Source organism: Microlunatus flavus (assembly GCF_900110855.1).
GTDB lineage: Bacteria > Actinomycetota > Actinomycetes > Propionibacteriales > Propionibacteriaceae > Microlunatus > Microlunatus flavus.
In genome coordinates this window covers 12,932-38,085 of sequence record NZ_FOFA01000001.1, presented here as the reverse complement: position 1 = coordinate 38,085, position 25,154 = coordinate 12,932, and the positions used below count along the sequence as shown (strand labels likewise).

At 73.6% G+C, this 25,154-nt stretch carries 21 protein-coding genes; 13 read left to right on the top strand and 8 right to left on the bottom strand.

What is annotated here, in order from left to right:
- Positions 1-2: 2 nt before the first annotated feature.
- Together BMY04_RS00160 and BMY04_RS00155 are read right to left on the bottom strand one after the other, a co-directional pair.
- A complete protein-coding gene (locus BMY04_RS00160) occupies positions 3-779 on the bottom strand; it encodes a hypothetical protein (protein WP_091177142.1) in 777 nt (258 codons plus the stop codon).
- 216 nt (positions 780-995) lie between these two features.
- Complete coding sequence (locus BMY04_RS00155) at positions 996-1,742, bottom strand: hypothetical protein (RefSeq protein WP_091177141.1); 747 nt, start codon at positions 1,740-1,742, stop codon at positions 996-998.
- A 212-nt stretch (positions 1,743-1,954) separates the two neighbouring features.
- Between BMY04_RS00155 and BMY04_RS00150 the strand changes: the two genes are divergently transcribed.
- Both BMY04_RS00150 and BMY04_RS00145 read left to right on the top strand, forming a co-directional pair.
- On the top strand, positions 1,955-3,181 hold the full coding sequence (locus BMY04_RS00150; RefSeq protein WP_091177140.1) for a sensor histidine kinase: 1,227 nt from the start codon (positions 1,955-1,957) through the stop codon (positions 3,179-3,181).
- The gene (locus tag BMY04_RS00145; protein ID WP_091177139.1) at positions 3,178-3,840 is read left to right on the top strand and encodes a response regulator; all 663 of its coding nucleotides are present in this window, start codon (positions 3,178-3,180) and stop codon (positions 3,838-3,840) included. Before BMY04_RS00150 ends, BMY04_RS00145 begins: the two co-directional genes overlap by 4 nt.
- 81 nt (positions 3,841-3,921) lie before the next feature.
- Here the strand turns inward: BMY04_RS00145 and BMY04_RS00140 are convergent, their stop codons facing one another.
- The gene (locus BMY04_RS00140; protein WP_091177138.1) at positions 3,922-5,325 is read right to left on the bottom strand and encodes an FAD-binding oxidoreductase; all 1,404 of its coding nucleotides are present in this window, start codon (positions 5,323-5,325) and stop codon (positions 3,922-3,924) included.
- 173 nt (positions 5,326-5,498) lie between these two features.
- Here BMY04_RS00140 and BMY04_RS00135 point away from each other — a divergent pair, with 173 nt between their 5' ends.
- The 4 genes from BMY04_RS00135 (at position 5,499) to BMY04_RS00120 (ending at position 12,661) form a co-directional block, all read left to right on the top strand.
- Positions 5,499-9,029 carry an ATP-binding protein gene (locus BMY04_RS00135; RefSeq protein WP_091177137.1) on the top strand — a complete coding sequence of 1,177 codons (3,531 nt, stop codon included), beginning with the start codon at positions 5,499-5,501 and terminating at the stop codon, positions 9,027-9,029.
- A 47-nt stretch (positions 9,030-9,076) separates the two neighbouring features.
- Positions 9,077-10,204, top strand: a complete 1,128-nt coding sequence (locus BMY04_RS00130) for a GTPase family protein (RefSeq protein ID WP_091177136.1) — start codon at positions 9,077-9,079, stop codon at positions 10,202-10,204.
- A 70-nt stretch (positions 10,205-10,274) separates the two neighbouring features.
- On the top strand, positions 10,275-12,176 hold the full coding sequence (locus BMY04_RS00125; protein WP_198409856.1) for an amylosucrase: 1,902 nt from the start codon (positions 10,275-10,277) through the stop codon (positions 12,174-12,176).
- Positions 12,173-12,661, top strand: coding sequence for a type III secretion system chaperone family protein (locus BMY04_RS00120; protein WP_091177135.1), 489 nt, complete (start codon positions 12,173-12,175; stop codon positions 12,659-12,661). Before BMY04_RS00125 ends, BMY04_RS00120 begins: the two co-directional genes overlap by 4 nt.
- 125 nt (positions 12,662-12,786) lie before the next feature.
- Here BMY04_RS00120 and BMY04_RS00115 read toward each other — a convergent pair whose 3' ends face one another.
- Entirely contained in the window at positions 12,787-13,263 is a 477-nt protein-coding gene (locus BMY04_RS00115; protein WP_091177134.1) for a PPOX class F420-dependent oxidoreductase, read from the bottom strand.
- Between the two features lie 70 nt (positions 13,264-13,333).
- On the opposite strand from BMY04_RS00115, the gene BMY04_RS00110 reads away from it, so the two are divergent.
- Entirely contained in the window at positions 13,334-14,080 is a 747-nt protein-coding gene (locus BMY04_RS00110) for a phosphoglyceromutase (protein ID WP_091177133.1), read from the top strand.
- Positions 14,081-14,132: 52 nt separating this feature from the next.
- Here the strand turns inward: BMY04_RS00110 and phoU are convergent, their stop codons facing one another.
- Positions 14,133-14,798 carry a phosphate signaling complex protein PhoU gene (phoU, locus tag BMY04_RS00105; protein ID WP_091177132.1) on the bottom strand — a complete coding sequence of 222 codons (666 nt, stop codon included), beginning with the start codon at positions 14,796-14,798 and terminating at the stop codon, positions 14,133-14,135.
- A gap of 178 nt (positions 14,799-14,976) precedes the next feature.
- Between phoU and BMY04_RS00100 the strand changes: the two genes are divergently transcribed.
- Positions 14,977-16,224, top strand: a complete 1,248-nt coding sequence (locus tag BMY04_RS00100) for a sensor histidine kinase (RefSeq protein WP_232506004.1) — start codon at positions 14,977-14,979, stop codon at positions 16,222-16,224.
- Positions 16,221-16,898: a response regulator transcription factor gene (locus tag BMY04_RS00095; RefSeq protein ID WP_091177131.1), complete on the top strand. Its 678-nt coding sequence runs from the start codon at positions 16,221-16,223 to the stop codon at positions 16,896-16,898. The genes BMY04_RS00100 and BMY04_RS00095 overlap by 4 nt, the downstream gene beginning before the upstream one ends.
- A gap of 479 nt (positions 16,899-17,377) precedes the next feature.
- Here BMY04_RS00095 and BMY04_RS00090 read toward each other — a convergent pair whose 3' ends face one another.
- Positions 17,378-17,986, bottom strand: coding sequence for a hypothetical protein (locus BMY04_RS00090; RefSeq protein WP_091177130.1), 609 nt, complete (start codon positions 17,984-17,986; stop codon positions 17,378-17,380).
- A gap of 290 nt (positions 17,987-18,276) precedes the next feature.
- Here BMY04_RS00090 and BMY04_RS00085 point away from each other — a divergent pair, with 290 nt between their 5' ends.
- Both BMY04_RS00085 and ispF read left to right on the top strand, forming a co-directional pair.
- Positions 18,277-18,762 (top strand): CarD family transcriptional regulator, encoded by a 486-nt coding sequence (locus tag BMY04_RS00085; RefSeq protein ID WP_091072012.1) that lies wholly within the window; start codon positions 18,277-18,279, stop codon positions 18,760-18,762.
- Between the two features lie 46 nt (positions 18,763-18,808).
- Positions 18,809-19,288: a 2-C-methyl-D-erythritol 2,4-cyclodiphosphate synthase gene (ispF, locus tag BMY04_RS00080; protein ID WP_091177129.1), complete on the top strand. Its 480-nt coding sequence runs from the start codon at positions 18,809-18,811 to the stop codon at positions 19,286-19,288.
- A 209-nt stretch (positions 19,289-19,497) separates the two neighbouring features.
- Here the strand turns inward: ispF and BMY04_RS00075 are convergent, their stop codons facing one another.
- Entirely contained in the window at positions 19,498-20,583 is a 1,086-nt protein-coding gene (locus tag BMY04_RS00075; RefSeq protein ID WP_139209687.1) for a neutral zinc metallopeptidase, read from the bottom strand.
- 52 nt (positions 20,584-20,635) lie between these two features.
- Here BMY04_RS00075 and BMY04_RS00070 point away from each other — a divergent pair, with 52 nt between their 5' ends.
- Positions 20,636-22,351, top strand: a complete 1,716-nt coding sequence (locus BMY04_RS00070) for a DUF2207 family protein (protein ID WP_170853921.1) — start codon at positions 20,636-20,638, stop codon at positions 22,349-22,351.
- A 62-nt stretch (positions 22,352-22,413) separates the two neighbouring features.
- Positions 22,414-23,898, top strand: a complete 1,485-nt coding sequence (locus BMY04_RS00065; protein WP_091177126.1) for a cryptochrome/photolyase family protein — start codon at positions 22,414-22,416, stop codon at positions 23,896-23,898.
- Positions 23,899-24,112: 214 nt separating this feature from the next.
- Here the strand turns inward: BMY04_RS00065 and BMY04_RS00060 are convergent, their stop codons facing one another.
- Positions 24,113-25,117: an aldo/keto reductase gene (locus tag BMY04_RS00060; protein ID WP_091177125.1), complete on the bottom strand. Its 1,005-nt coding sequence runs from the start codon at positions 25,115-25,117 to the stop codon at positions 24,113-24,115.
- Between the last annotated feature and the right edge of the window lie 37 nt (positions 25,118-25,154).

Sequence of the window (25,154 nt, the reverse complement as noted above, 5' to 3'; positions counted from 1 at the left end):
GGTCAGGCCCTTGCCAGCCGTCCTCGTCCGACCAGGCGCAGCCCGACCAGGAAGGTCGGCAGGTAGCAGACCAGCCCGACCAGCCCTCCGGCCACCAGGCCGAAGGCGTTCCCGCCCACGACCTGACCGGCGGCGCCGCCCACGAGGCCCATGACCACGTACGGCGCGACCATCGGCAGGGCCGCGAGCGGCACGAGCCACCAGGAGATGACCCCGGCGCGCGCGAGCCCGGCGTAGAGCAGCACGGGCAGGGCGATCGCGAGCTTCGCGCTCTGGACCCAGACCTGGGACCACGCGTCCCCGTCGACCATCATCGCGTCCGCGACGCTCACCGCCTGCGGCATCGGCAGGTGGGTGCCGAGCGCCACCAGGAACCAGTCGTTGAGCAGCAGCCCGGACATCTGGACGACCGCGAAGCCGCCTCCCAGGCCGCCGACCAACGTCAGCGCCCGGCCGCGGCGGCCCCTGACCAGGCTCATGGCGACGACGAGGCCGAGTGCCATCGCGACCCAGCCGTAGTGGAGCAGCGACGCCGACAGCGCGCTCTGGAACGGGTCGCGGGCCAGCGAGGCGATGTAGTCGGCCTGGCCCCGCGTCGCCTGCGGGGGCGAGGTGAGGATGCCGGCCACGACGAGCAGCGGGGCGGCCAGCATCGCGGCGCCGCCGACGAGGCTGACCGGGCGGCGCAGCGAGGCCCCGCAGGTGCCGGAGTCGTCGGTGCCGGCGGCCGGGTCGGCCTCGGTCGTGGGGCTGGTGGGGCGGGGCAGGGTGGTGGTCATGGTGGCTCCTGTGCTGGTCCCCGGGTCGGGGAGCTGGTGGGAAGAACGCTAGGAAGGTGCAGCGGTCGCGGGATCGGCCCGACGGGCGGTGCTTCCTCCGTCCGGGAGCCCGTCCGGAGGCTGCAGGGGTCCTCCCCGCGGACGACCCCGACGGCCTGGAGGAGGAGGCGCCCGGCCCGCGGGACACGCCGGGTCCGGGGCGGCCGGGACGCAGGGTCAGGCGGTGCGGCCGCGCTCGACGAGGCGGGCGGCCGCGACGAAGGCCGGCAGGTAGCAGACCAGCGAGACGACGACGCCGAGGACGCCGCCGAGCACCCCGCCGACGAGGAAGAGGAGCAGCGCGCCGACGAGCATGCTCCCGGCGATCAGCGGGGCGATCCACCACGAGACGACACCGGCCCGCGCGAGCCCGAGGAAGAGCAGGACCGGGAACACGATCGCCAGCACCTTGGCCGAGCTCAACCAGATCGCCATGGACACCGACCCGTCCATCGCCTCGAGGATCGCGACGGCCTGGTCGAGCGGGACGATCCGACCGGCTGCGCCGTCGGACCAGTCGGCGAGCAGCAGCCCGGACATCTGGAGGGCGCCCAGCGACCCCCCGATCCCGCCCACCAGGGCCAGGGTGCGGCCGCGGGCCCCACGGACCAGGCCGACGGCGGCGAGGAAGCCGAAGGTGAGCGCGACCCAGCCGTAGTGGAACAGGCTCGCTGACAGGTGCGTCAGCGCCGGGTCCGCGGCGAGGGAGGCGATGTAGTCCGCCCGGCTGCCGCTCGCCTGGGGCGGGCTCGTGAGCGTCCCGCCGACGATCAGCAGCGGGCCGAGGGCGAGCGCCGCACCCCCGAGCAGCGAGAACGTCCGGCCGACGCCGGGGTCACCTGTGGAGGCGGCCGGGGCGGCCGGGGTGGCGCTGGTGCCGGGGGTCTGCTCGACGGCGGCGGACGTCGTCGCGAGGGTGGTCATGGCTGCTCCTGGTGTCGGTCTCCGAGCCGAGAGGTCGGTGCCGAGGACGCTACGGAGCAGCACCGGGCGCCACATCGATCCTGCGGGCGGTCCCGGGTGCGACCGGCGGAGGGCCGCCGGGCCGTCGGATCCTTTCCGGGGACGACCTCCTCGGCGGCCGGCTCCTCCCGCGAGACGATGCGGCGGGCCCTGCGCTGGCCTAGGTTCACGTCATGGACGTCGTCGCGCCGCCGCCGCGCCCCGTCGGGCGCAGGCCGCGCCAGCTCTTCGAGACGTCGCGGCGCGGCTGGTTGGCGATGGTCGGCGTCTGCGGGCTGCTGACGGGCTCGATGCTGCTGGAGAACGCGGCCTTCCCGCAGGGCGCCATCACCCCGATGGTGTGGCTCAGCATCGGCATCGCGGTGCTCGCCTGCCTCGCGGCGTACCCGACGCCGTTCCTCGGGCTGCTCCTCGCCGTGGCCCTCAGCATCGCGAACATGCTCGTGCCCGGCATGCCGCACGGCGGTGGGACGGAGCTGATCACGCTGCTGTTCCTCATCGGCTTCCTCTCCTTCCGCCTGCCCGGGCGCTGGGGGCTCGCGGCCTGGGCCGTCGCGGCGTCCTCCGTCGGGCTGAGCGCGGCCCTCAGCGAGCGGGGCGACGTCTTCGAGATCGCCTTCTACCTGCTGTTCCTCGCGCCGGCGTGGGTGGTGGGCATGCTGCTGCAGCGCGAGCGGACCCGGTCGGCCGAGCTGAGCGCGCTCGCCGCCGAGCTGGCCGCCGAGCGCGAGCAGGGCACGCAGAACGCCCTGGTCGCCGAGCGCGCCCGGATCGCCCGCGAGCTGCACGACGCCGTCGCGCACAGCGTCAGCGTGATGACGCTGCAGGTCGGCGTGGTCCGGCGCCGCCTCGGCGCGCTCCCCGCCGAGCAGGAGACCCTGGCCCAGGCCGAGCAGCTGGGGCGACGTTCGGTCGACGAGCTGCGCCGGATCGTCGGGCTGGTGCGCACCGCGGCTCCCGAGCTGAGCCCGGTGGTCTCGCTGGCCCAGCTCGACGACCTCGTGGACCAGGTCCGAGCGGCCGGCACGACGATCACCCTGCGACGCAGCGGGGCGCTGGACGACGTGGCGCCGACCCTCGGCGTGACGGTCTACCGGCTCGTGCAGGAGGCCGTGACCAACGCCCTCAAGCACGCGCCCGGCTCGACGGTGTCGGTCGACCTCGCCGTCGGGACCACGGCGATCACCGTGGGCGTCGTCGACGACGGCCCGGCGCCGGGCCCCGTCGTCGCCGGCCACGGACTGACGGGCATGCGTGAGCGGGTGGCCGCGTTCGGCGGTGCGCTGACCTACGGCCCGGGGACCGCGGGCGGGTTCGCCGTCCGGGCGGACCTGCCGCTGGATCCCGACCGCGCGGGCGCCGGGCGTCCGGCGGCGCCGGAGCCGGCGGTCGCCCGGTGAGCGCTCCCACCCGGGTCGTGCTGGTGGACGACGAGCAGATGGTGCGGGCCGGCCTGCGGCTGCTGATCGCCAGCGAGGACGACCTGGAGGTCGTGGGCGAGGCGGCCGACGGCCAGGAGGGTGTGGAGGTGGTCGCACGGCTGCGGCCCGACGTCGTGCTGATGGACGTGCGGATGCCGCGGCTGTCGGGCCTCGAGGCGGCCGGGCGGGTGCTCGCCCTCGCCCCGGCGACCAAGGTCCTGATGCTGACCACCTTCGACGAGGACGAGGTGGTCGACGCCTCGCTGCGCCACGGGGTGGCCGGCTTCCTGCTCAAGAGCTCTCCGCCGGAGGACCTCGTGGACGCCATCCGGCACGCGCGAGCCGGGCAGGGGGCGCTCGACCCCAAGGTGGTGCCCGGCGTGATCTCGCGGATCTCGGCCGCGCCGGCGGCGCCGGCACGGGCGGTGGAGCTCGACGTGCTGACGCCCCGCGAGACCGACGTGCTGCGCCTCGTCGGGCTCGGCCACAGCAACGCCGAGATCGCGGCGGAGCTCTACCTCGGCGAGACCACGGTCAAGACCCACCTCGGGCGGGTCCTGGACAAGCTCGGGCTGCGGGACCGCAACCGGGCGATCGCCTTCGCCTACGCCAGCGGCCTGGTGCGGCCCGGGGAGTGACCCCGGGCCGCACCAGGCGGTGGTCGGTCGGACGGCGTCCTTGGACGACCCGTCCGTGGTCAGTCTGCGGTCAGTCCGCGGTCAGTCCGTCGCGGCACGGAGGGCGCGGGTGCCCGCGAGCACGCCGCGCGGGTCGTGGGCCAGCGCGACCTCGCGCAGCCGGGCCACACCGGTCTCGCCGTACGCCGCGCGGTACCAGTCGGCGTCGCCCCGGGTGGCGAAGTTCGGCAGCCGCCCGCCGGTGCTCCAGGGCCGCACCGCCTCGACCAGCGCGGCGCCGTGCCCCAGGGCGGCGTCGCGCACCGGCGGCACGGCCAGGCCCACCGAGTGGACGCTGAAGCCCGCGGCGCGGTGCGCGAACGCGGCGTCCGTCCCGTGGCGCATCGCTCCGCCGAGCTGACGCACCTCGACCATGATCTGCGGGCACTCCGCCTCCGGCCCGGCCAGCGCGAGCAGGGCGTCGACGGCCCCGTCCGGGAGCTCGGCCAGCAGGGTGTGGTCCTCGACGACGGGCATGGGGTCGACGGGGTCCATGTGGATGGCGCCGAAGGCGGCGAACGGGATCGGCCCGATCCCGTCGAGCACCGGGGTGGCGGCCGCGCGGAGCGGTGCGAGGGCCTCGGCGCCCTCCTGCGCCGACCCGGTCCAGGCGAACCGCACCCCCACGGTGAACCGTCCCGCGAGCGGCGGCGGCAGGGTCGGCAGCGGTGGCAGCCGCATGAAGGCGAGCGATGTCGTGGCGGCCTCCGGCAGCGCCGCCGACCAGGAGGCCCAGGCCCGGAGCACCGCCGGCGCGTCGGCGCCGTCGAAGAACATCGAGCCGGCGTAGAGCTCGGCCTGCTCGACGAGCTCGATCTCGACCGCGGTGACGATGCCGGCCGTCCCGCGTCCGCCGCGCAGCGCCCAGTAGAGGTCGGGGTCCTCCTCCGCGCTGGCCTCCCGCAGCGAGCCGTCGCCCGTCACGACCTCGAAGGACCGCACCCGGTCGATGCCCAGCCCGTACGTCCGCCCGACCGGGCTCACGCCGCCGCCGGTGGTGTAGCCGACCACCCCGACCGCCGGCGCGGAGCCGGCGACCGCGCCGAGCCCGTAGGGGGCCGCGGCGTCGAGCACCTGCTGCCAGACCACCCCGGCACCCACGCGGGCGCGCCGGGCGTCGGGGTCGACGTGGAGCTCGGACAAGGTGCCCGTGTGGACCATGACCTGGTCGTCGAGGGCCGGGCTCAGCCCGTGACCGGTGAGGCGCACGCCGACCCCGAAGCCCAGCTCGTTGCCGAGCCGGACCACGGTCGCGACGTCGTGGGCGTCGGCGGGCTCGACGACCGCGGCCGGGCTGACCGCGTTGTCGAGGTTGAAGCCGCTGACGAGCGCGTCGTACGCGTCGCTGCCCGGGGCGTGGACGACGAGGCCGGCGTCCCGGAGCGCCGTCAGCCGCTGGGCGCCCCCCGTGGTCGCGGTGCCGCTCGTCGTGCTCGTGCTGCTCATGCGATGTTCTCCCTGGTGCGTGCCCTGTTGGGCGGTCTCGTGGTCGTGGACGACCTTGCGCAGCTACAGTCGTGCCGCGGGTTTGGCGGAACAATGGCGCGGGCACCACACATCGCCGGGTTCGGCAAGGGGCGCCCGCCAAGAAATCGCCAAGGTCTCGCCGAGGACGGTGGATGGCACTCGCGTACGGGCTGCTCGGTCCGCTGACCGTCAGCCGTGACGGACGCCCGCTCGACCTCGGGGCGCCCAAGCAGCGGCTCGTCCTCGCGCTGCTCCTGCTCGAGCGCGGCCGGGTCGTCTCGACCGACCGGCTGGTGGCCGCGGCGTGGCCGCGGGACGCGCCGCCCAGTGCCGTGCCGAGCCTGCAGGCGTACCTGTCCAACCTGCGCCGCCTGCTCCGCGAGCCCGACGTCGACGGTTCCGGGCGCGCGACGCCGCTGGTCCGCCAGGCGCCCGGCTACCGGCTCGACGTGACCGGGAGCGCGGTGGACCTCGACGACTACCTCGAGGCGGTGCGGGTGCAGGCCGACGCCGTGCAGCGGCACGAGTGGCGGGTGGCGGTCGAGGCCGGCGACCGCGCCCGGAGCCTCTGGCGCGGACCGCTGCTCGCCGACCTGGCCGACGAGGACCGGGTGCAGGCGGAGGCGACCGCGCTCGACGAGCGCCGGGCGCGCTCCCTGGCCGACGCCGTCCTCGCGCACGCGGCGACCGGGGACCTCGGCACGGCCCTCGAGGTCGCCCGGGCGCTGGCCGAGGAGCACCCGTGGCGCGACGACGTCGCCGGCCTGCTCGTCCGGGTGCTCGCCCGCGCCGGCCGCACCACCGAGGCGCTCGAGGCCTACCGTGCGTACGCCGACGGGCTCGCCGACGAGCTCGGGCTCGACCCCGGCCAGGAGCTGCGGGCGCTGCACCAGGCCGTGCTCCGGGGGGACGCGGCGCTGGCGGCCTGGCCCGAGGGCTCGGTCCCGGCCCCGGCAGTCTCGTCGGTCCCGTCGGTGCCGTCCCCGTCCCGCTCCTCGGCGCCGCAGACCCGTGCCGCGCCGGCGCCGGGCGCGCCACCCCCGGCGGGGGAACCCGCCTCCCCGAGGCCGGCCGACCGCTTCGTCGGGCGTGCGGGGCTGCTCGCCGCGCTGGCGGACGTGCTGGCGCAGGGACGTTCCGGACGCACGGCCTGGGCGGTGCTCACCGGCCCGCCCGGGATCGGCAAGACCCGGCTCGCGCAGGAGGCGGTGCACCGGGCCGAGGCCACCGGCGCGCGCGCCGTGTGGGGGCGCTGCCTCGAGGAGGAGGGGGCGCCGGCCTGGTGGCCGTGGCGGGCGGTGGTCCGCGCGCTCGGGGCTGATCCGGCGGTGCTGCTCGCGCCGCCGGCGGGCGCGGACGCCGACGCCGGACGGTTCCTCGTCTACGAGCGGCTCGAGGAGCTGCTGCGGAGCGCCGCGTCGCGCGCTCCGCTGGTGATCGTGCTGGACGACCTGCAGTGGGCCGACGCGACGTCCCTGGCGGCGCTCGCCTCGCTGGCGGTCACGCTGCACGACGCCGACGTCGCCGTGCTGGCGACGCTGCGCGACGGCGAGCGCCGTCCGGCGACCGAGGACGCGCTGCGCCGCGCGCTCGGGGCCGTCGGGCGCGCCCCCGACGCCCGCGACCTCGCGCTCGGACCGCTCGACGCCGCCGACGTGGCCGCGATGGTCGGGACGGTGAGCGGCGAGGCCCTGTCCGGCTCCGACGCCGCCTCCCTGGCCGAGCGCACCGGTGGGAACCCGCTCTTCGTGCGCGAGTACGCCAGGCTCCCCGCGCAGGAGCGGCTCGGGGCCGCCCTGCCCGGTGCGGTGCGTGCGGTGCTGGGGCGGCGGCTCGAGGTCCTGGAACCGGCCGTGCTCGACGTCGTCCGGGCGGCCGCCGTGATCGGCGAGCGCGTCGACCTGCCGCTGCTCGGCCGGGTGGTCCGCCTCGACCCGGAGCGGGCCGCCGACCTCCTCGACGGCGCCGCCGACGAGGCCATCATCGGGCCGACGCCGGGCGGGACGGGCTACGGCTTCACGCACGCGCTGCTGCGCGACGAGGTGCTGGCGGGGCTGAGCCCGATCCGTCGGCAGCGGCTGCACCTGCGGGTGGCCGACGTGCTCGCCGACGCGCCGTCGACCAGCACCGAGGAGCCCCTCGCCCGGCGCGCCCACCACCTCGTGGCCGCGCTGCCCCTCGCCGACGTGCGGGCCACCGTCCAGGCGTGCCGCGCCGCCGCCCGGCGCGCCGAGGAGCAGTGGAGCTACGAGACGGCGGCCCAGTGGTGGGAGACGGCCCTCGCGGCCTGGGACTCCGCACCCCACGGCCACGCCGACCCCGACGGCCGGGACGCGCTCCTGGTCGCCCAGGTCGCGGCCCTCGCGAGGTCGGGGCGGGGGCAGACCCTGCTCGACCTCGTCGAGTCCTCGCTCGCCGAGGTGCAGGCCACGGGCACGACGGCGACCGTGGGCCGGTTGTGCTCGGCGCTGCTGCGCTCGGCCGGCGCCTGGCCCTGGACGAGCGGGGGCGACGACCCGCTCCCGCTGCTGGGACGCCTGGCCTCCCTCGAACGCTTCGTCGAGCCCGACCCGGTGGCCCGGGTCCGGCTGCTCGCGGCCATGGGCGTGGGCCAGGGCTACAACCCGGACCCGCGCGTGGCCGACGGGTTGACCCGGGGGGCGCTCGCGCTGGCCGAGGAGGTGGGGGACGTCGAGGCGCTCGCCGACGCGCTGGTCGGGCGGATCCTGACCTACGTCGGTGTGGCCTCCCACGCGGAGGAGTGCGAGGCGCTGCTCGCGCGGCTCCACGCCCTCGACCACGCGCAGCGCGACGTCGACGGCGTCCTGCTGCACACGGTCTCGACGATGAGCCGCACGCTGCTGGGCGACGTGGCGGGCGCCGAGCGCCACCTGGCGGCCGGCGCTGCCGAGGCCGACCGGCTGCGCCTGCGGCTCCTCCGGGCCCAGCTGCGCTGGGCCGAGTTCGGCCTCGCCACGTGGCACGGCGCGGGCGACGCCCAGCACCTGCTCGACGGCGCGATCGAGGCGCACCGGCGCACCGAGCTCTACGAGCTCGGCATCTTCGAGCTCGCCACCAACCTGCTCGGCCTGGACACCGGCCACGTCGTCGAGTGGCCGCAGGCGTTCCAGGTGCGCGAGGACCTCACCTGGGCGGCCGTGCGGGCGGCCTTCGCGGGCGACCGCGACCGGGCCGACGCGCTGGTGGCCGAGCGGCTGACCGTCCAGGTGCCGACCGTGTGGCTCACCCTCGGCCACCTGACGGTGCTCGCCAACGTCGTCGCCGACCTCGGGCTCGTCCACCACGCGCCGGCCCTGGTGGAGCAGCTGCTCCCGGACCGGCACCACCTGGCGATGGTCGGCCAGGTCGCCTCGTGCGGTCCGGTCGCGCTGCCGCTCGCCCGGTTGAGCACCGTGCTGGGCGACGTCGACGCCGCGGCGGCCGACCTGGCGCTCGCCGAGGACATGGTCGCCCGCAACCAGGGCGGACCGGTGTCGCTGCGCTGCGCCCTCGCCCGGTTCGAGCTCGACCTGGCCCGCGGGGGGCAGCCCGAGGGGGCGCGCCTCGGCGAGGTCGCCGCGCAGGCGGAACGGCTCGGCCTGCGCCGCCTCGTGATCCGCGCCGCGGAGCTGGGCGCCCGCGACGCCGTCCCGACCGACGGGGGAGCGAGCGTCCCCGGCTGACGAGGGCCGGCCCGTACCCTGGGCTCCCACCCAGCGCAGGAGGCGCGATGGCAGGCGACTGGCTCAAGGACTCGTTCCGGGAGCGCTACGACCAGGAGTCGGAGGCGATCGGCCGGTTCAACCTCGCGGTGTTCGGCAAGACCGGCGTCGGCAAGTCCACGCTGGTCAACGCGATCTTCGGCGAGGAGGTCGCCAAGGTCGGCATCGGCGAGCCCGTCACGCAGGGCAGCCACCTCTACCTGGACAAGGTCGGCAGCCTCGGCATCGTCGACACGCAGGGCCTGGAGATCGGCGTCGACGACAAGAAGATCATCGACGAGATGCAGAAGATGATCAACCGCACGCGGAAGCTCCCGCTGAGCGAGCAGGTGCACGTCGCCTGGTACTGCGTGCGGGGCATGGACCGCCGCTTCGAGGACACCGAGGCGGAGCTCGTCCGCCGGCTCGACGAGCTCGGGCTGCCGGTGATCATCGTCATGACGCAGGTGCCGCGCAACGAGATGGGGTTCCACCCCGACGCCGTCGCCCTCGCCGAGCTGATCCGGCAGCGCCACCTCCCGGTGGTGCCGGGGAGCCCGTTCTTCACCTACGCCAAGCCGGACGAGTGGACGCAGCAGCGGGCGTACGGCCTGCGAGAGGTCCTCGATGCCACCTTTCGCGTTGCGCCCGAAGGTGTTCACGGAGCTCTCGTCGCGGCGCAGGAGATCGATCATTCCCGGAAGGCGTCCGAGGCCCAGAAGGTGATCGCGGCCGCGGCGTCGAGCGCCGCGGCGAGCGCCGCCGTCCCTGTGCCCTTCTCGGACGCGGTCATGCTCGTGCCGATCCAGCTCGGCATGATGGCCAAGATCGCTCAGCTCTACAAGATCAAGTTCGACCGGGCCGCCCTCATGGCCATCGCGTCGACCACCGCGGCGACGCAGGCCGGGCGCGCGACGTTCACGGGGCTGCTCAAGCTCGTGCCGGGGGCGGGCACGATCGCCGGCGGCCTGATCGGCGCCGGGGTCGCCTCGACCTACACGTACGCGATGGGTCAGGCCTGGCTCGCCGTCTGCCAGCGCGCGGCGACGGGGTCGTTCGGCAAGGTCGGCGGCGTGCTCGACACCGACGCCGTGCGCGAGGCGTTCACCGAGGAGTTCAAGAAGAGGCTCAAGATCCGGTCGAAGACCTCGGCCTGACGCGGCGGACGCGAACGTTCAAGATCAACCGCCTCCCGGGGCTAGCGCCTCGGCTGGTTAGGCTGCCCGCGTGACGACTCCCGACGTGCGGGGGCTGCTCGAGGGCGAGCCGCGGCACGACCAGGCGGTCTTCGAGACCCGCCTCAGGCGCTACTGGCCCGACCTGCTCACGGGGCTGGGCGGCGCGTACCCCGCGCACGCGGTGGACATGGCCGAGCGCCTCGTGGAGATCGCTGCCGACGGGTTCCGCCGCCGTCCGGAGGACCTGCGCGTGCTCGACCTCCAGCGCCACGCCGACCCGCAGTGGTTCGGCCACCAGTCGATGCTCGGCTACGCGACGTACACCGACCTGTTCGGCGGGACGCTGCGCGGGGTGGGGGAGCGCGTCGACTACCTCTCCGAGCTCGGCGTGACCTACCTGCACCTGATGCCGCTCCTCAAGCCGCGACCGGGGCAGAACGACGGCGGCTACGCCGTCATGGACTACCGGGCCGTGCGCGAGGACCTCGGCACCGTCGAGGACCTCCGCGACCTCGCGACCACCCTGCGCTCGCGAGGCATCTCGCTGACCCTCGACCTGGTGCTCAACCACGTGGCGCGCGAGCACGCCTGGGCGCAGGCGGCCCGGGCCGGCGACGCGTACCACCGCCGCTTCTTCCACCTGTACGCCGACCGCGAGCTGCCGGACGCCTACGAGCGGACCCTGCCGGAGGTGTTCCCGGACACCGCGCCGGGCAGCTTCACCTTCGACGAGGAGTCGGGGTCGTGGGTGTGGACCACCTTCAACTCCTGGCAGTGGGACCTGAACTGGCACAACCCGGACGTCTTCTACGAGTTCGCCGAGCTGGTCCTGTGGCTGGCCAACCTGGGCGTGGAGTGCCTCCGCCTGGACGCCATCGCGTTCATCTTCAAGCGGATGGGCACCTCCTGCCAGAACCAGCCCGAGGTCCACGCCATCACCCAGGCCCTGCGGGCGGTGGCCCGGATCGCCGCGCCGGCGCTGGTTTTCAAGGCCGAGGCGATCGTCGGCCCGGCCGACCTGGCCCCGTACCTCGGCGTCGGCAAGCACGCGGGCAAGGTGAGCGACCTCGCCTACCAGAACTCGCTCATGGTCCAGATCTGGTCGGCGCTGGCCGCCAAGGACACGCGCCTCTTCTGCGCGGCCATGAACCGCTTCCCGGCCAAGCCGCCGACGACGGTGTGGGGCACCTACCTGCGCTGCCACGACGACATCGGCTGGGCGATCGACGACGCGGACGCGGCGTCGGTCGGGCTGGACGGCCACGAGCACCGGCGCTTCCTCGCCGACTACTACGCCGGCACCTACCCGATGAGCGACGCGCGGGGGCTGGTGTTCCAGGAGAACCTGCAGACCGGCGACCGGCGCATCAGCGGCACCGCCGCGTCGCTGGCCGGGCTCGAGGCGGCCCTCGCCAGCGGCGACGACGCCCAGGTCGACCTCGCCGTGCGCAAGCTGCTGCTGACCCACGCGATGTTCCTCGGCTTCGGTGGGCTGCCGCTGCTGTTCATGGGTGACGAGCTCGGTCTGCGCAACGACCACTCCTACGCCGACGACCCCGACCACGCCGACGACAACCGCTGGGTCCACCGGCCGCGGATGCCGTGGGACGTGGCCGATCGGCGCCACGAGCCCGGCACGCTCGAGCACCGGGTGTTCGGCGGGATCCGGCACCTGGTCGCCGTCCGCTCCTCCCTGGCCGCGCTCGAGGCCGCGGTCGAGACCGAGGTGCTCGACCCGGTGAACCCGGCCGTGCTCGTCTACCTGCGCCGCGCACCCACCCAGACGATGGTCGCCGTCCACAACGTCACGCCCGAGGTGCAGAGCCTGCCGCGCTGGGTCGTCCCCGTCGGCAGCTGGGCCTGGGACGCGCTCACCGAGGACACGCCCCTCACCGACGGCCCCCTGCACCTCGAGCCGTACGAGGTGCGCTGGTTCGTGGCGCCCACGTGAGTGCGGTCGAGGTCGTCCAGGAGGCGCTCGAGGGGCTCGGGCTGGAGTGGTCACGCAGCGGCGACACGTTCACGGTGACGCTGCCGGGGGAGCACAAGCTGAGCACCGAGTGCGCCCTCGAGGTCGGGGCGCACACCGTGCAGGTGCGGGCGTTCGTGGCCCGCGCTCCGGAGCAGGACGCCGACCGCGTGCACCGCTGGCTGCTCGAGCGGAACCTCCGCCTCGGCGGGGTCGCCTTCTGCCTCGACCACCTCGGCGACGTCTACCTCGTCGGGCGCCTGCCCGTCGCCGGGCTGGAGCCGAGCAGCGTCGACTTCGTCCTCGGGGCCGTCGCGGAGACCGCCGACGGCAGCTTCGACACGATCGTCGCGCTGGGCTTCGCCGACAGCATCCGGCGCGAGTGGGCCTGGCGCCGCGCCCGTGGGGAGTCGACCCGCAACCTGGCGGCGTTCAGCCGTCTCGACCCGGCACGCGCCGCGGACTGAACCCCGAACGCCCCCTGAGCCTGTCGAAGGGCCTCGTCAGAGGTCGGCGTTCTCGACGCACGAGGAACGCCCACCACTACGTGGCCCTTCGACGAGCTCAGGGAGCGTGCCTCGGTCGCCGGGACCTACCCGTCCAGGCGGGCGGCCACGTCGGCGGGGAACCCGCCCGTGGCGATCGGGCCCCAGCGCGTCGGGGTGATGCGCAGCAGGGACTTGTCCTGGACGCGCATCGCCGCGCGGTACTCGTCCCAGTCGGGGTGCTCGCCCGCGATCGAGCGGAAGTAGTCGACCAGCCCGTCCTCGGCCTCGGGCATGTGCAGCACCTCGGCGTCGCCGTCGACCTGCACCCAGGGACCGTTCCACTCGTCCGAGATCACGCAGACCGACACCTGCGGGCGCTGCTCGGCGTTCGTGACCTTGGCGCGCGAGGGGTAGGAGGAGACGACGAGGCGGCCCTGCGCGTCGACCCCGCCGCTCACGGGGGAGAGCTGCGGGCGGCCGTCGCGCCGCGTCGTGGCCAGCAGGAAGCGGTGGCGCGGACGGACGAAGTCGAGCAGCTCGTCGAGCGTGGCCGAGGTGTTCGTGGCGATGGAGCGGGGCACGTGCGCGACCCTACCCAGACGAGGAGCGGGCAGGGCCGGACCGCTGGGCCGTCCTCGATAGGCTCGCGTCATGACCTCGACGCTGATCCTCCTCCGGCACGGCGAGAGCGAGTGGAACGCCAAGAACCTCTTCACCGGTTGGGTGGACGTCGACCTCAACGAGAAGGGCGCGGCCGAGGCCAAGCGGGGCGGCGAGCTGCTCGTCGAGGCGGGCCTGCTGCCCGACGTCGTGCACACCTCGCTGCTCAAGCGCGCCATCCGTACCGCCCAGATCGCCCTCATGGAGGCGGAGCGCCACTGGGTGCCCGCCCGGCGCTCCTGGCGGCTCAACGAGCGGCACTACGGCGCGCTGCAGGGCAAGGACAAGAAGGCGACGCTCGCCGAGTTCGGCGAGGAGCAGTTCATGACCTGGCGCCGCTCGTACGACGTGCCGCCGCCCCCGATCGACCCGGACGACGAGTTCGCGAACTTCCACGACCCGCGCTACGCGAGCCTCCCGCCGGACGCCCGCCCGGCGACGGAGTGCCTCAAGGACGTGCTGCTGCGCGCCCTGCCGTACTGGTACGACGCGATCGTGCCCGACCTCCAGGCCGGCCGCGTCACCCTGGTCGCCGCGCACGGCAACTCGCTGCGCGCGATCGTCAAGCACCTCGACCGGATCGGCGACGCCGAGGTCGTCAGCCTGAACATCCCGACCGGGATCCCGCTGGTCTACGAGCTGGACGACGACCTGCGCCCGACCGGCCCGGGCCGCTACCTCGACCCGGAGGCCGCGGCGGCGTCCATCGAGGCCGTCAAGAACCAGGGCAAGAAGTAGCAGCACGACGAAGGGGCGAGGCCGACGGCCTCGCCCCTTCGTCGTCCCCGCCTCAGGGCTGGGGCCAGAACTCCTCGTCCGGGAACTGCCCGGTCACGACGTAGATCACGCGGCGGCCCATCGACGCGGCGTGGTCGGCGATCCGCTCGTAGTAGCGCCCGAGCAGCGCGACGTCCACGGCCGCCTCGACGCCGTCGTCCCAGTCCTCGCTCAGCAGCACCCGGAACTGGGTGCGCCGCAGCTCGTCCATCTCCTCGTCGCGGGCCCGCAGCTCCTGGGCGACCTGGATGTTGCGGTCGTTCAGGGTCTGGCCGGCGGTGACGACCATCTTCTCCGCGACGTCACCCATGCGCACGAAGTTGGAGCGCAGCGAGGCGGGCACGGCGACCTCGGGGTAGCGCAGCCGCGCGATCTTGGCCACGTGCGCGGCGAGGTCGCCCATCCGCTCCAGCTCCGTCACCATGCGCAGGGTCGTGACCACGGTGCGCAGCTCGCCGGCGACCGGGGCCTGCCGGGCGAGCAGGGAGAACGCGCGGCCCTCGACCTCGCGCTGCTTGGCGTCGATCGCCTCGTCCTCGCTGATGACGACCTCGGCGAGCTGCAGGTCGGCCTCGAGGAGGGCGGTCGTCGCGGTCCGTACGGCCCCGGACACGGTCTGGCACATCTGCACCAGGTCGGCCAGGATGTCGTCGAGCTGTTCGCGGTAGTTCTCGCGCATGAGCGAATCTTGTCCCATCTCAGAAGTGATCTGCGGCACCACAGTAGAAGTGGGCCCCGCACCGGATCCGACGGCGGCGTGAACGTCGGGTGAACGCACCCCGAACGCCTGGCGACGCCTGCGCCTGCGACCGGTCTGGACGTGAAGCCCGGGTGAACGGTCGGCCTAGGATCGCCGCGTGAACCTGCTCGGGGCTGCCGCCGTGCTGGTCGCGGGCATCCTCGTCGGCCTGCTGGTGTCCTGGCTCGTCCGGCGCCGGCCGCCGGCTCCGGAGCCGATCACCTTCGACGACGACCCGCCGGCCGTCGTGCCCGAGGGCGTCTCGGACGTCCTCGCCGTCCTCAGCTCCAGCGCCGTCGTGGTCGGGCCCCACGACGAGGTGCTCGAGGCGACGCGCGCCGCACGGTCCCTCGGGATCGCGCGGGGGACCCGGGTCGGTCTCCAGCCGGTCCTCGACCTCGTCCGCCAGGTCCGTCGGGACGGGCAGACGCGGGTGCACGACCTGGAGCTCAACCGCGGCCCGGGCGAGGCCACGCTCTACCTCAGCGCCCGGGTGGCGGCGCTCGCCGGCGGCCTGGTGGTCGTCCTGGCCGACGACCTCACCGCGTCGCACCGCATCGAGGCCACCCGTCGCGACTTCGTCGCCAACGTCAGCCACGAGCTCAAGACGCCCATCGGGGCCATCTCGCTGCTGGCCGAGGCCGTGGAGGACGCGGCCGACGACGCCGACGCCGTACGCCGGTTCGCCGGCCGGATGGGCGTCGAGTCCGCCCGCCTCGCCGACCTCGTCAGCCAGATCATCGACCTCTCCCGCCTGCAGGCCGACGACCCGCTCTCCGAGCCCCAGGTGGTCGAGATCGACGAGGTGCTGCACGACGCCGTCGACCGCTGCCGCGTGGACGCCGAGAAGCGCGGGGTGACGCTGACGCTCGCCGGGGCGCACGGCGCGAAGGTGCTCGGCAACGCCCGCCAGCTGAGCACCGCCGTCGGCAACCTCGTCGAGAACGCCGTCGTCTACTCCGACCCCGGCGCGCGCGTCGTCGTGGCCGCGCACACGCGGGCCCACAGCGAGGACGACGACGTCGAGATCACCGTGTCCGACACGGGCATCGGGATCACCCCGACCGACGCGGAGCGCATCTTCGAGCGCTTCTACCGCGTCGACTACGGCCGCAGCCGTGCCAACGGCGGCACCGGGCTCGGCCTGTCCATCGTCAAGCACATCGCCGCCAGCCACGGCGGCAGGGTCGGTGTCTGGAGCCAGCTCGGCCGAGGCTCGACCTTCACGATCACCATCCCGGCCCACCTCGCCCAGGTGCGCAGCGCCGAGCGGGCGGGCCAGGACGAGACGCGCCCCGAGGAGGACGCAGTGCCGCAGGACCTTTCCCCCGCCGCGCAGGACGAGCCCCAGGAGGTGCGGTCGTGACGCGCGTGCTGGTCGTGGAGGACGAGCCGTCCTACCGCGAGACGCTCGCTTTCATGCTCGGACGCGAGGGCTTCGAGGTGCTCGAGGCCGCCGACGGCGCCGAGGGGCTCGCCGCGTACGACCGGGCGGGCGCCGACATCGTGCTGCTCGACCTCATGATGCCCGGCATCCCGGGCACCGAGGTCTGCCGGCAGCTGCGCCAGCGCGGCCCGGTCCCGGTCATCATGCTGACCGCGCGCGACTCCGAGATCGACAAGGTCGTGGGCCTCGAGCTCGGTGCCGACGACTACGTCACCAAGCCCTTCAGCCACCGTGAGCTCGTCGCCCGGATCCGCGCGGTGCTGCGGCGCGGCCAGGACGTCGAGCTGGTGCCCGACGTGGTCGAGTCCGGCGGCGTCCGGATGGACGTCGAGCGCCACGAGGTCGCCGTCGACGGCAAGCCGGTCAAGCTCGCGCTCAAGGAGTTCGAGCTGCTGGAGATGCTGCTGCGCAACTCGGGCCGCGTCATGACCCGCGGCCAGCTCATCGACCGCATCTGGGGCGCCGACTACGTGGGCGACACCAAGACCCTCGACGTCCACGTCAAGCGCCTGCGCGCCAAGCTCGAGACCGACCCGGGCAACCCCGAGCACCTGCTCACGGTGAGGGGCTTGGGCTACAAGTTCGAGGCGTAATTTCTGCCTCCGCTTCGCTCCGGCGCGGTCCGGGCTCTGGTCCGGCGCCTTCCTCCCTCCTTCGCAGACGAAAAGCGTGTCTGCTCTCTCGGTCGTCCAGGCGCCGGCGCCCGGACCGGCGGTGGCTGGTCAACCCTCCCGCGCCGCGGCGTACAGGAACGGGTCAGCGCCGGCGAGATGGTGACGGTCGATCCTCGGGCGCCGAGGTCCGGCAGGATCCGACCTGATCACCGCCGGTGCGGGCGCCGGTGCCTGGACGACCGGACGGGCAGGACACGCTTTTCGTCCTGCCCGGGAGGGAGGAAGGCATCGGGTCAGAGCCCGCTCCGCGTCCGAGCGGAGCGAGGACAGAAGACTCGCCGGAGCGGGCGCCGGTGCCTGGACGACCGGACGGGCAGGACACGCTTTTCGTCCTGCCCGGGAGGGAGGAAGGCATCGGGTCTGAGCCCGCTCCGCGTGCGAGCGGAGCGAGCACAGAGCTACGGCGTCGGGCTCGGCGCCGCCGTCACCGACGGGGTGGCCGAGGGGCTCGCGGAGGGCGTGATCTGGTTGTACGGCGAGAGGTTGCCGTCGACGACCGTGGTCCGCGTGGTGTAGCTGCCGGCCTTGTTGAAGGTCACCGTGATCTCGGTGTCGAGGCCGGCCTGGAGGCCCTGCGCACCCGTGATGGTGAGGAAGGGCTGCTGGTTGGTGAGCACGACCTGCGCGTTGTTCGTCAGCAGGACCGGGCTGGCGAGGTCGGCGGTGAAGGGCGTGCCCTTGCTGCTGTCGGCCTTGTAGGGCGTACCGGTGACGCTGGTCAGGGTGTCACGACCGGCGGTCACCATCGTCCCGGAGACGATGCCGCTGCCGGGGCTGCGGCTGATGACCAGCAGGTTGCGCACGTGGACGACGACGTTGGGGTCGTTCGGGTCGCCGACGTCGAAGTTGACGCCCTCGGCGGGGGTGTACGGACGCGAGGTCTGCCCGCCGAACCCGCACGCCGCGGTCGGCAGGACCACCGCGAGGGCGGTGGCCGCGAGGGCGGCTCGCGCCCGGCCCGTACGCGCGAGCCGGGAGCGGCGGGCGCGTTGCGCGCTGACAGTCACGGGGACCCCTGTCTCGTCTGGTTCGTGCAGCCACGGCGCGGTGCTCCGTCGGAGTCCTGCGTTGCTCGTGGGACTGCTGGTCGATCGGGTGCAGCCTAGCGACACCGGCGGTGGTGGTGCAGGTACGACCCGGCCGGTGGCACCGACGACCCTCCGCACGCATAGGAACCACAGGTTTGTCAACCCCCGGTCAGCGCCTAAACTGGCTCTGACCAGCGGGAACGCTTTCTGGCCGACCCTGTGAGCGTGCTAAACTTGGTCGGTCGCTCAATCGGGGTTACTGGAGGAACATGTCTTTCACAGTCGGCGAAACGGTGGTCTACCCCAATCACGGCGCAGCCGTGATCGAGGACATCGAGACTCGACAGATCAAGGGCGAGGACAGGCTCTACCTCGTGCTCCGCATCGTGGGCCAGACCGACCTGGTCGTCCGGGTGCCCGCCATGAACCTCGACCTGGTCGGGGTCCGGGACGTCGTCGACGCCGACGGCCTGGAGCGGGTCTTCAGCGTGCTGCGTGCGCCGCACACGGAGGAGCCCACCAACTGGTCGCGTCGTTACAAGGCCAACCTGGAGAAGCTGCACTCGGGCAACGTGCTCAAGGTCGCCGAGGTCGTCCGCGACCTGTGGCGTCGTGAGCGCGAGCGCGGGCTGTCGGCCGGCGAGAAGCGCATGCTCGCGAAGGCCCGTCAGATCCTCGTCTCCGAGCTCGCGCTCGCGGAGCGCGTCGAGGAGACGCGCGCCGAGGTGCTGCTCGACGAGGTGCTGGCCTCCTGATGGCGCTGCCCCACCGGGGCACCAGATGAACAGCAGTGCAGGGCAGATGGACGTCCGTACCGGGATCGGTACGGACGTCCATCGTCTTGTGGGGGGTCGTCCGATGACGATCGCCGGCCTGGTCTTCGACGACCCGCACGGGCCGGAGGGCCACTCCGACGGCGACGTCGTCGCGCACGCCGCCTGCGACGCCCTGCTGAGCGCGGCCGGCCTGGGGGACCTCGGTTCCAACTACGGCACCAGCGAGCCCGAGTGGAGCGGCGCCGGCGGGGTCGCGTTCCTCGTGGAGACGGCCCGCCGCGTACGCGCTGCGGGCTGGGAGGTCGGGAACGTCGCCGTCCAGCTGATCGGGAACCGGCCCAAGCTGGGCCCGCGCCGTGCGGAGGCCGAGGCGGTCCTCAGCGAAGCCGTCGGCGCACCGGTGACCGTCAGCGCCACCACGACCGACGGTCTGGGCCTCACCGGCCGCGGCGAGGGGATCGCCGCCCTCGCCACCGCGCTGGTGCACCGCACGACTCCGGGCTGAGCCTCATCGACGTCCCCGGGGCCTGTCCAACGCCGCCTGAGCGCGTCAACGCCCCCTGAGCCCGTCGAAGGGCCTCGAAGAGGTCGGCTCCTCGACCAGGCAGGACGTCGACCCGTTCCGGGCCCTTCGACGGGCTCAGGGAACGTCCGCCGGGCCCTTCGACGGGCTCAGGGAACGTCCGCCGGGCCCTTCGACAGGCTCAGCGAACCTCAGCGGACCTCGTTCTTCGGCGCGGTGAAGGTGTTGCAGGCGCTGATGTCGGCGCTGCCGAGACCCTTGTCGCCCCAGAAGACGCGCGAGCGGGCGAGGCCGTGGTTGCCGACGATGGTGGGGTCGCCCGTCACCTGGTCGTCGCCGACGGCCTTGTAGGTGTCCTCGATGCCCTGCACGTCGGACTGCTGGATGCCCAGCGAGGTGGCGACCGCGCGGATGTACATGCCGGAGAAGCAGTCGGCCTGGGTCTCCAGCCGCCGGCTGTAGAGCAGGTCGGTCTGCTCGTCGTTGGAGTTCTGCCCGAGGGCCTTGGCCGAGATGAGGATGCCCGTACGCGCCTGCAGCGCGTGGCCGAACTCGTGGGCGATGACGACGTCGGCCGCCCACTTGTCGTCGGCGACGATCGGGACCGCCCGCGCGAGCTGGTTGGAGTAGTAGACCTGCTGGTCGGCCGCGCAGTAGAAGGCGTTGACGCCGCTCGTGCCGCACTTGGTGGTCATCTTGGAACCGTAGATCGTGACGCTCGGGCGCACGATGATGAGCTTGGCTCCGGTGACCGGCGGCTCCCAGACCCGCACCAGGCACTCCATGGCCTTGGTGAAGTGGTCCTCGAGCTGGGCGTCGGAGGCGGTGCCGACGTTGATCGGGGTGGCGTCGCAGCGCACCGGCGCCGGCACCTGCTGGCCGTAGAAGGGGCTGTTGGTGATGAGGTCCTGGGCCTGCTCGTACGTGTCCGGCACCGGGAGGGGCGGCGGGCTGAGGTCGGGCGGGGGGACTCGGTAGTCGTCGTTCTGGTAGGCGACGTCGGAGTTGTTGCTGCCACCGTGCAGACCCGTCGCGACGAACCCGATGAGGGCGAACAACCCGATCAGCCCGAGCCCGATCAGCAGCATCGTGCCGGCGCCGCCGCGTCGCCGCGGCGGGCGCTGCGGGCCGCCACCGAAGGGACCCTGCGGTGCGTAGCCGGGTCCCTGGCGGCCGAAGGCGGGCTGGCCGTAGCCCTGCCCGAACCCTGCCTGCGGGTAGCCCTGCTGCTGCCAGGGGCCCGCCGCGGGACGCCCACCCCACTGCTGGTAGCTCACGTGAGGCACCTTAATGCTCCACAGGGCACCCGAAGGATGGAATGATCCGGCCGTGCACCCACGATCTTCCGCCCCGGCCGCCGTCCTCGGTGGTCCCCGGCGCGTCGTCGCCCTCCTCGCCCTGCTGCTGCTCGCAGCCGGGCTCCTCGCGGGCCCCCTCACGCGGACGGCGCACGCGGAGGGCACCGCCTCGAAGGTGGTCGCGGCCGGCAACCTGGCGAAGGACGGCACGCTGAAGGTGACGGAGACCATCACCTTCGACGGGTCGGCCCCGGCGCAGGTGACGCAGAAGTTCGAGACCCTTCAGAACCTGGTCGGCGACCGCCAGTACCGCACGACCGTGCGCGACGTGACCGCCACCGCCGGCGGCGCGGCCGTGACGCCGCAGGTCAGCACCGAGGGCCGCTTCACCACCGCGACCGTCGCCACGAACGGCGCACCGGAGCTGGTGATCAGCTACACCGTCGACGGCGCGGTCGTGACGGTGCCGGACGGCACCGCGCTGCAGTGGCGGATGCTGCAGGGCCTCGACGTCGCCGTCACCTCGTTCCAGGCGCGGGTGCTGATCCCGGGCACTTTCACGTACGTCCGCTGCACCGCGGGCAGCCCGAACTCCTCCACCCCCTGCCTGTCTGCCGCCGCCGGGACCGAGGACGCCACGACGCCCACCTTCACCGACGGCCCGCGCGGCGAGGGCGAGGTCGTCGCCGTCGACATCGGCTTCCCGGCCGGCGAGGTCACCGCCAACGAGCAGGTCGAGTACCGCTGGACGATCGGTCGCGCCTTCTCGCCCGACCCGCTGCCGCTGGGCATCGCGATCGGGCTGCTCGTGCTCGGCGGGCTGGCGCTCTGGTTGGCGCACCGCCGCCGAGGCGCCGACGCCGCGTACTCGGGCGAGGCCGCCCGCGTCGGCGAGTTCGTCCCCGTCGGCCCGGGGCAGTCCGAGTTCCGCGTCGTCGACGACGTCCGGCCCGGTCACGTGGGCACCGTCGCCGACGAGCGCGTCGACCCGATCGACGTGACCGCGACGCTGGTCGACCTCGCCGTGCGCGGCCACCTGCTGATCACCGAGCTGCCGCGCACCAGCGCGTACGGGCGCCCCGACTGGACGCTCACGCGCACCGGCGACGGCACCGGCCTGCGTCCCTTCGAGCAGCGCCTGCTCGAGGGCATCGCGCCCGACGGCCAGGCCGTCCGCGTCTCCGAGATCGGCGGCCGCGTGCACGCGGCCATCGGCGGCGTGCAGGACGCGCTCTACGACGAGGTCGTCGCCAACGGCTGGTACGCGCGCCGCCCGGACGTCGTCCGCAGCCGGACCACCCAGCTCGCCTTCGGCGTCCTCATCGTCGCCGTCGTCGTGACCGCGCTGCTCGCCGCGTTCACGACCTTCGGCCTGGTCGGCCTGGCGCTGATCATCCTCGGCCTTGGGCTGATCCTGGTCGCCCAGGAGATGCCGGCCCGCACGGCCAAGGGCGTCGCGCTGCTGCAGGGGCTCGGCGCGCTGCGCTCCGAGCTCACCTCGCACCCGACCGACCAGATGCCGCCGGGGCGTGCGGTCGAGGAGCTGTCGGAGGTGCTCCCGTACGCGATCGTGCTCGGCGGGACCGAGCGCTGGCTCGACGCGCTCGTCGCCACCGACACCGACGCGGCGCCGGACTCGGAGGACCTGTCCTGGTTCCACGGGCCCGACGACTGGCACCTGCGCGACCTGCCCGACTCCCTGCGCAACTTCACGACCACCGTCTCCGGAACCCTCTTCACGCGCTGACCGCCCGGTCGGCGGGGTAAGCGCTCGCGAGGCCTTCCGGTCCTCGGACCGGAGGAGGCGTCGTGGCCGTGGAGCACACCCGGTGGTTGTTCGGCGATCAGCTCGGGCCGTACTTCCTCGACGACGAGGACCAGCAGGTCCTGATCGTCGAGTCGCGTCGGGTGTTCCGTCGCCGGCGGTTCCACCGGCAGAAGGCGCACCTGATCCTCTCGGCGATGCGGCACCGCGCCGCCGAGCTGGGGGAGCGGTGCACCTACCTCGTCACGGACACCTACCGCGAGGCGCTGGAGCAGGTCGAGGAGCCGCTCAGCGTCGTGCAGCCGACGACGTGGGCGGCCGTGCACTTCGTGGACACGCTCGCCACCGAGCGCGAGATCGAGCGGCTGCCCGCCCGCGGCTACGTGACGGGCCGTGCCGAGTTCAGCCGCTGGGCCGACGGTCGCGGCCGGCGGCGGCTCCTCATGGAGAACTTCTACCGCGACGCGCGCACCCGCAACGACGTCCTCATGAAGGGCGCCGAGCCCGTCGAGGGCCGCTGGAACTTCGACGCCGACAACCGCGAGCCCCCGCCCAAGAGCGGGCGGCTCGACGTCCTCGAGCCGTGGTGGCCGGAGGAGGACGAGATCGACGCGCAGGTCCGCGCCGACCTCGACCAGATGGAGGCCGACGGCTACGAGTTCGTGGGCGAGGACGGTCCGCGGACGTTTGCGGCGTCGACGGCCGAGGCGCAGGCGGCGCTCGACCACTTCGTCGAGCACCGGCTCCCGCTGTTCGGGCGCTATGAGGACGCCATGCTCACGGGCGACCGGTGGATGGCCCACTCGCTGATCTCGGCGCCGCTGAACCTCGGCCTGCTCGACCCCCTCGAGATCGTCCGGGCGGCCGAGGAGGCGTACGTCGCCGGCGACGCCCCGATCTCCGCCGTCGAGGGGTTCGTGCGCCAGGTGATGGGCTGGCGCGACTACATCTGGAACCTCTACTGGTACCTCGGCGAGGACTACCGCAACGAGAACGCCCTGAGGGCGACGACACCGCTGCCGCAGTGGTTCAGCGACCTGGACCCGTCGGGCACGCAGGCGCGCTGCCTGTCCTGGGCCGTCTCGTCGGTCCGTGAGGTCGGCTGGGCGCACCACATCCCGCGCCTGATGGTCATCGGCAACTACGCGCAGCAGCGCGGCTGGGACCCGCAGGCCCTGACCGACTGGTACCACCGCAGCTTCGTCGACGGCTACGACTGGGTCATGGTGCCGAACGTGGTCGGCATGAGCCAGTACGCCGACGACGGGGTGCTGGGCACCAAGCCGTACGTGGGCGGCGGCGCCTACATCAACCGGATGAGCGACTTCTGCGGCGACTGCGTCTACGACCCGAAGAAGCGCACGGGCGACGACGCCTGCCCCTTCACCGTCGGCTACTGGGGCTTCCTGAACCGCAACCGCGAGCACCTGTCCGGCAACTTCCGCATGGGCCAGGTGCTCCGCAACCTCGACCGCCTCAAGGACCTCGACCAGCTTCTGGCAGAGAACCCCGAGTTCAACGCTCCCTGAGCCGGTCGAGGCCCACGCACTCGTCGGCGTACGAGCGACGCTCCCTGAGGCTGTCGAACGGTAGGTTGCCGCGCTGTTCCCAGCCGATCTGGCGCGGGAACCTACCTCTCGACGATGTGGAGGGGTTCGGCACGCAGGGTCGGCGGGCGTCCTGGCTCGACGATGAGCTCAGGGAGCGTCCTCGCGGATCGCGTCCGAGCGGAGCGAGGACCCATCACACGTCGATGCTGCTCATGTCCGGGTACCGCTCGCCGACGGCGGCAGGAACGGCGTCGTCCAGGCGGGCAAGGTCGTCCGCGCTGAGCTGCACCGACGCCGAGGCCACGTTCTCCTCCAGGTAGCGCACGCGCTTGGTGCCGGGGATCGGGACGACGTCGTCGCCCTGGGCGAGGACCCAGGCGAGGGCGACCTGGCCCGGCGTCGCGCCGAGGGAGTCCGCGACCGCCTTCACCGCGTCGACGATCGCCAGGTTGGCCTGGAGCGCGTCGCCGGCGAAGCGCGGGTTGTGCCGCCGGAAGTCGTCGGGGTCGAGGTCGTCGGTGCTGGTGATGGTGCCGGTCAGGAACCCGCGCCCGAGCGGGGAGTAGGGGACCAGCCCGATGCCGAGCTCGCGCAGCAGCGGCAGGATCTCGTCCTCGAGGTCGCGGGTCCACAGCGAGTACTCGGTCTGCAGCGCGGTGACCGGGTGGGTGGCGTGCGCGCGGCGGATGGTCTCCGGCGAGGCCTCGCTGAGCCCGAGGTGGCGCACCTTGCCCGCGCTGACCAGCTCGGCCATGGCGCCGACCGTCTCCTCGATCGGCACGGTCTTGTCGACCCGGTGCTGGTAGTAGAGGTCGATGTGGTCGACGCCGAGGCGCTGGAGGCTGGCGTCGCAGGCGGAACGCACGTAGTCCGGGCTGCCGTCGATGCGGCGGTTGCGCGGGTTGTCGGGGTCGCGCACGTTGCCGAACTTGGTCGCCAGCACGACCTCGTCGCGGCGCCCGGCGATCGCGCGGCCCACGAGCTGCTCGTTGGTGAAGGGGCCGTACATGTCGGCGGTGTCGAGGAAGGAGACGCCGAGGTCGAGGGCGCGCCGGATGGTCCGCGTCGCCTCCGACTCGTCGGCCGTCCCGTAGAACTCGCTCATGCCCATGCACCCGAGGCCGAGGGTGGAGACGGTCAGCGCGGCGTCGGAGGAGCCGAGGACGCGGGTGCCGAGAGCGGAGGTGGAGGTCGTCATGCCCCCAGCCTGCCCCAAGCCCGCGAAGCGCCCGCGG

What these genes read in the sequence shown, in the direction of transcription:
- BMY04_RS00160 (WP_091177142.1), bottom strand. Translation starts at nt 779, where the DNA reads ATGACCACCACCCTGCCCCGCCCCACCAGCCCCACGACCGAGGCCGAC.
- BMY04_RS00110 (WP_091177133.1), top strand. Translation starts at nt 13,334, where the DNA reads ATGACCTCGACGCTGATCCTCCTCCGGCACGGCGAGAGCGAGTGGAAC.
- ispF (WP_091177129.1), top strand. Translation starts at nt 18,809, where the DNA reads ATGGACGTCCGTACCGGGATCGGTACGGACGTCCATCGTCTTGTGGGG.
- BMY04_RS00135 (WP_091177137.1), top strand. Translation starts at nt 5,499, where the DNA reads ATGGCACTCGCGTACGGGCTGCTCGGTCCGCTGACCGTCAGCCGTGAC.
- BMY04_RS00155 (WP_091177141.1), bottom strand. Translation starts at nt 1,742, where the DNA reads ATGACCACCCTCGCGACGACGTCCGCCGCCGTCGAGCAGACCCCCGGC.
- BMY04_RS00060 (WP_091177125.1), bottom strand. Translation starts at nt 25,117, where the DNA reads ATGACGACCTCCACCTCCGCTCTCGGCACCCGCGTCCTCGGCTCCTCC.
- phoU (WP_091177132.1), bottom strand. Translation starts at nt 14,798, where the DNA reads ATGCGCGAGAACTACCGCGAACAGCTCGACGACATCCTGGCCGACCTG.
- BMY04_RS00150 (WP_091177140.1), top strand. Translation starts at nt 1,955, where the DNA reads ATGGACGTCGTCGCGCCGCCGCCGCGCCCCGTCGGGCGCAGGCCGCGC.
- BMY04_RS00140 (WP_091177138.1), bottom strand. Translation starts at nt 5,325, where the DNA reads ATGAGCAGCACGAGCACGACGAGCGGCACCGCGACCACGGGGGGCGCC.
- BMY04_RS00130 (WP_091177136.1), top strand. Translation starts at nt 9,077, where the DNA reads ATGGCAGGCGACTGGCTCAAGGACTCGTTCCGGGAGCGCTACGACCAG.
- BMY04_RS00085 (WP_091072012.1), top strand. Translation starts at nt 18,277, where the DNA reads ATGTCTTTCACAGTCGGCGAAACGGTGGTCTACCCCAATCACGGCGCA.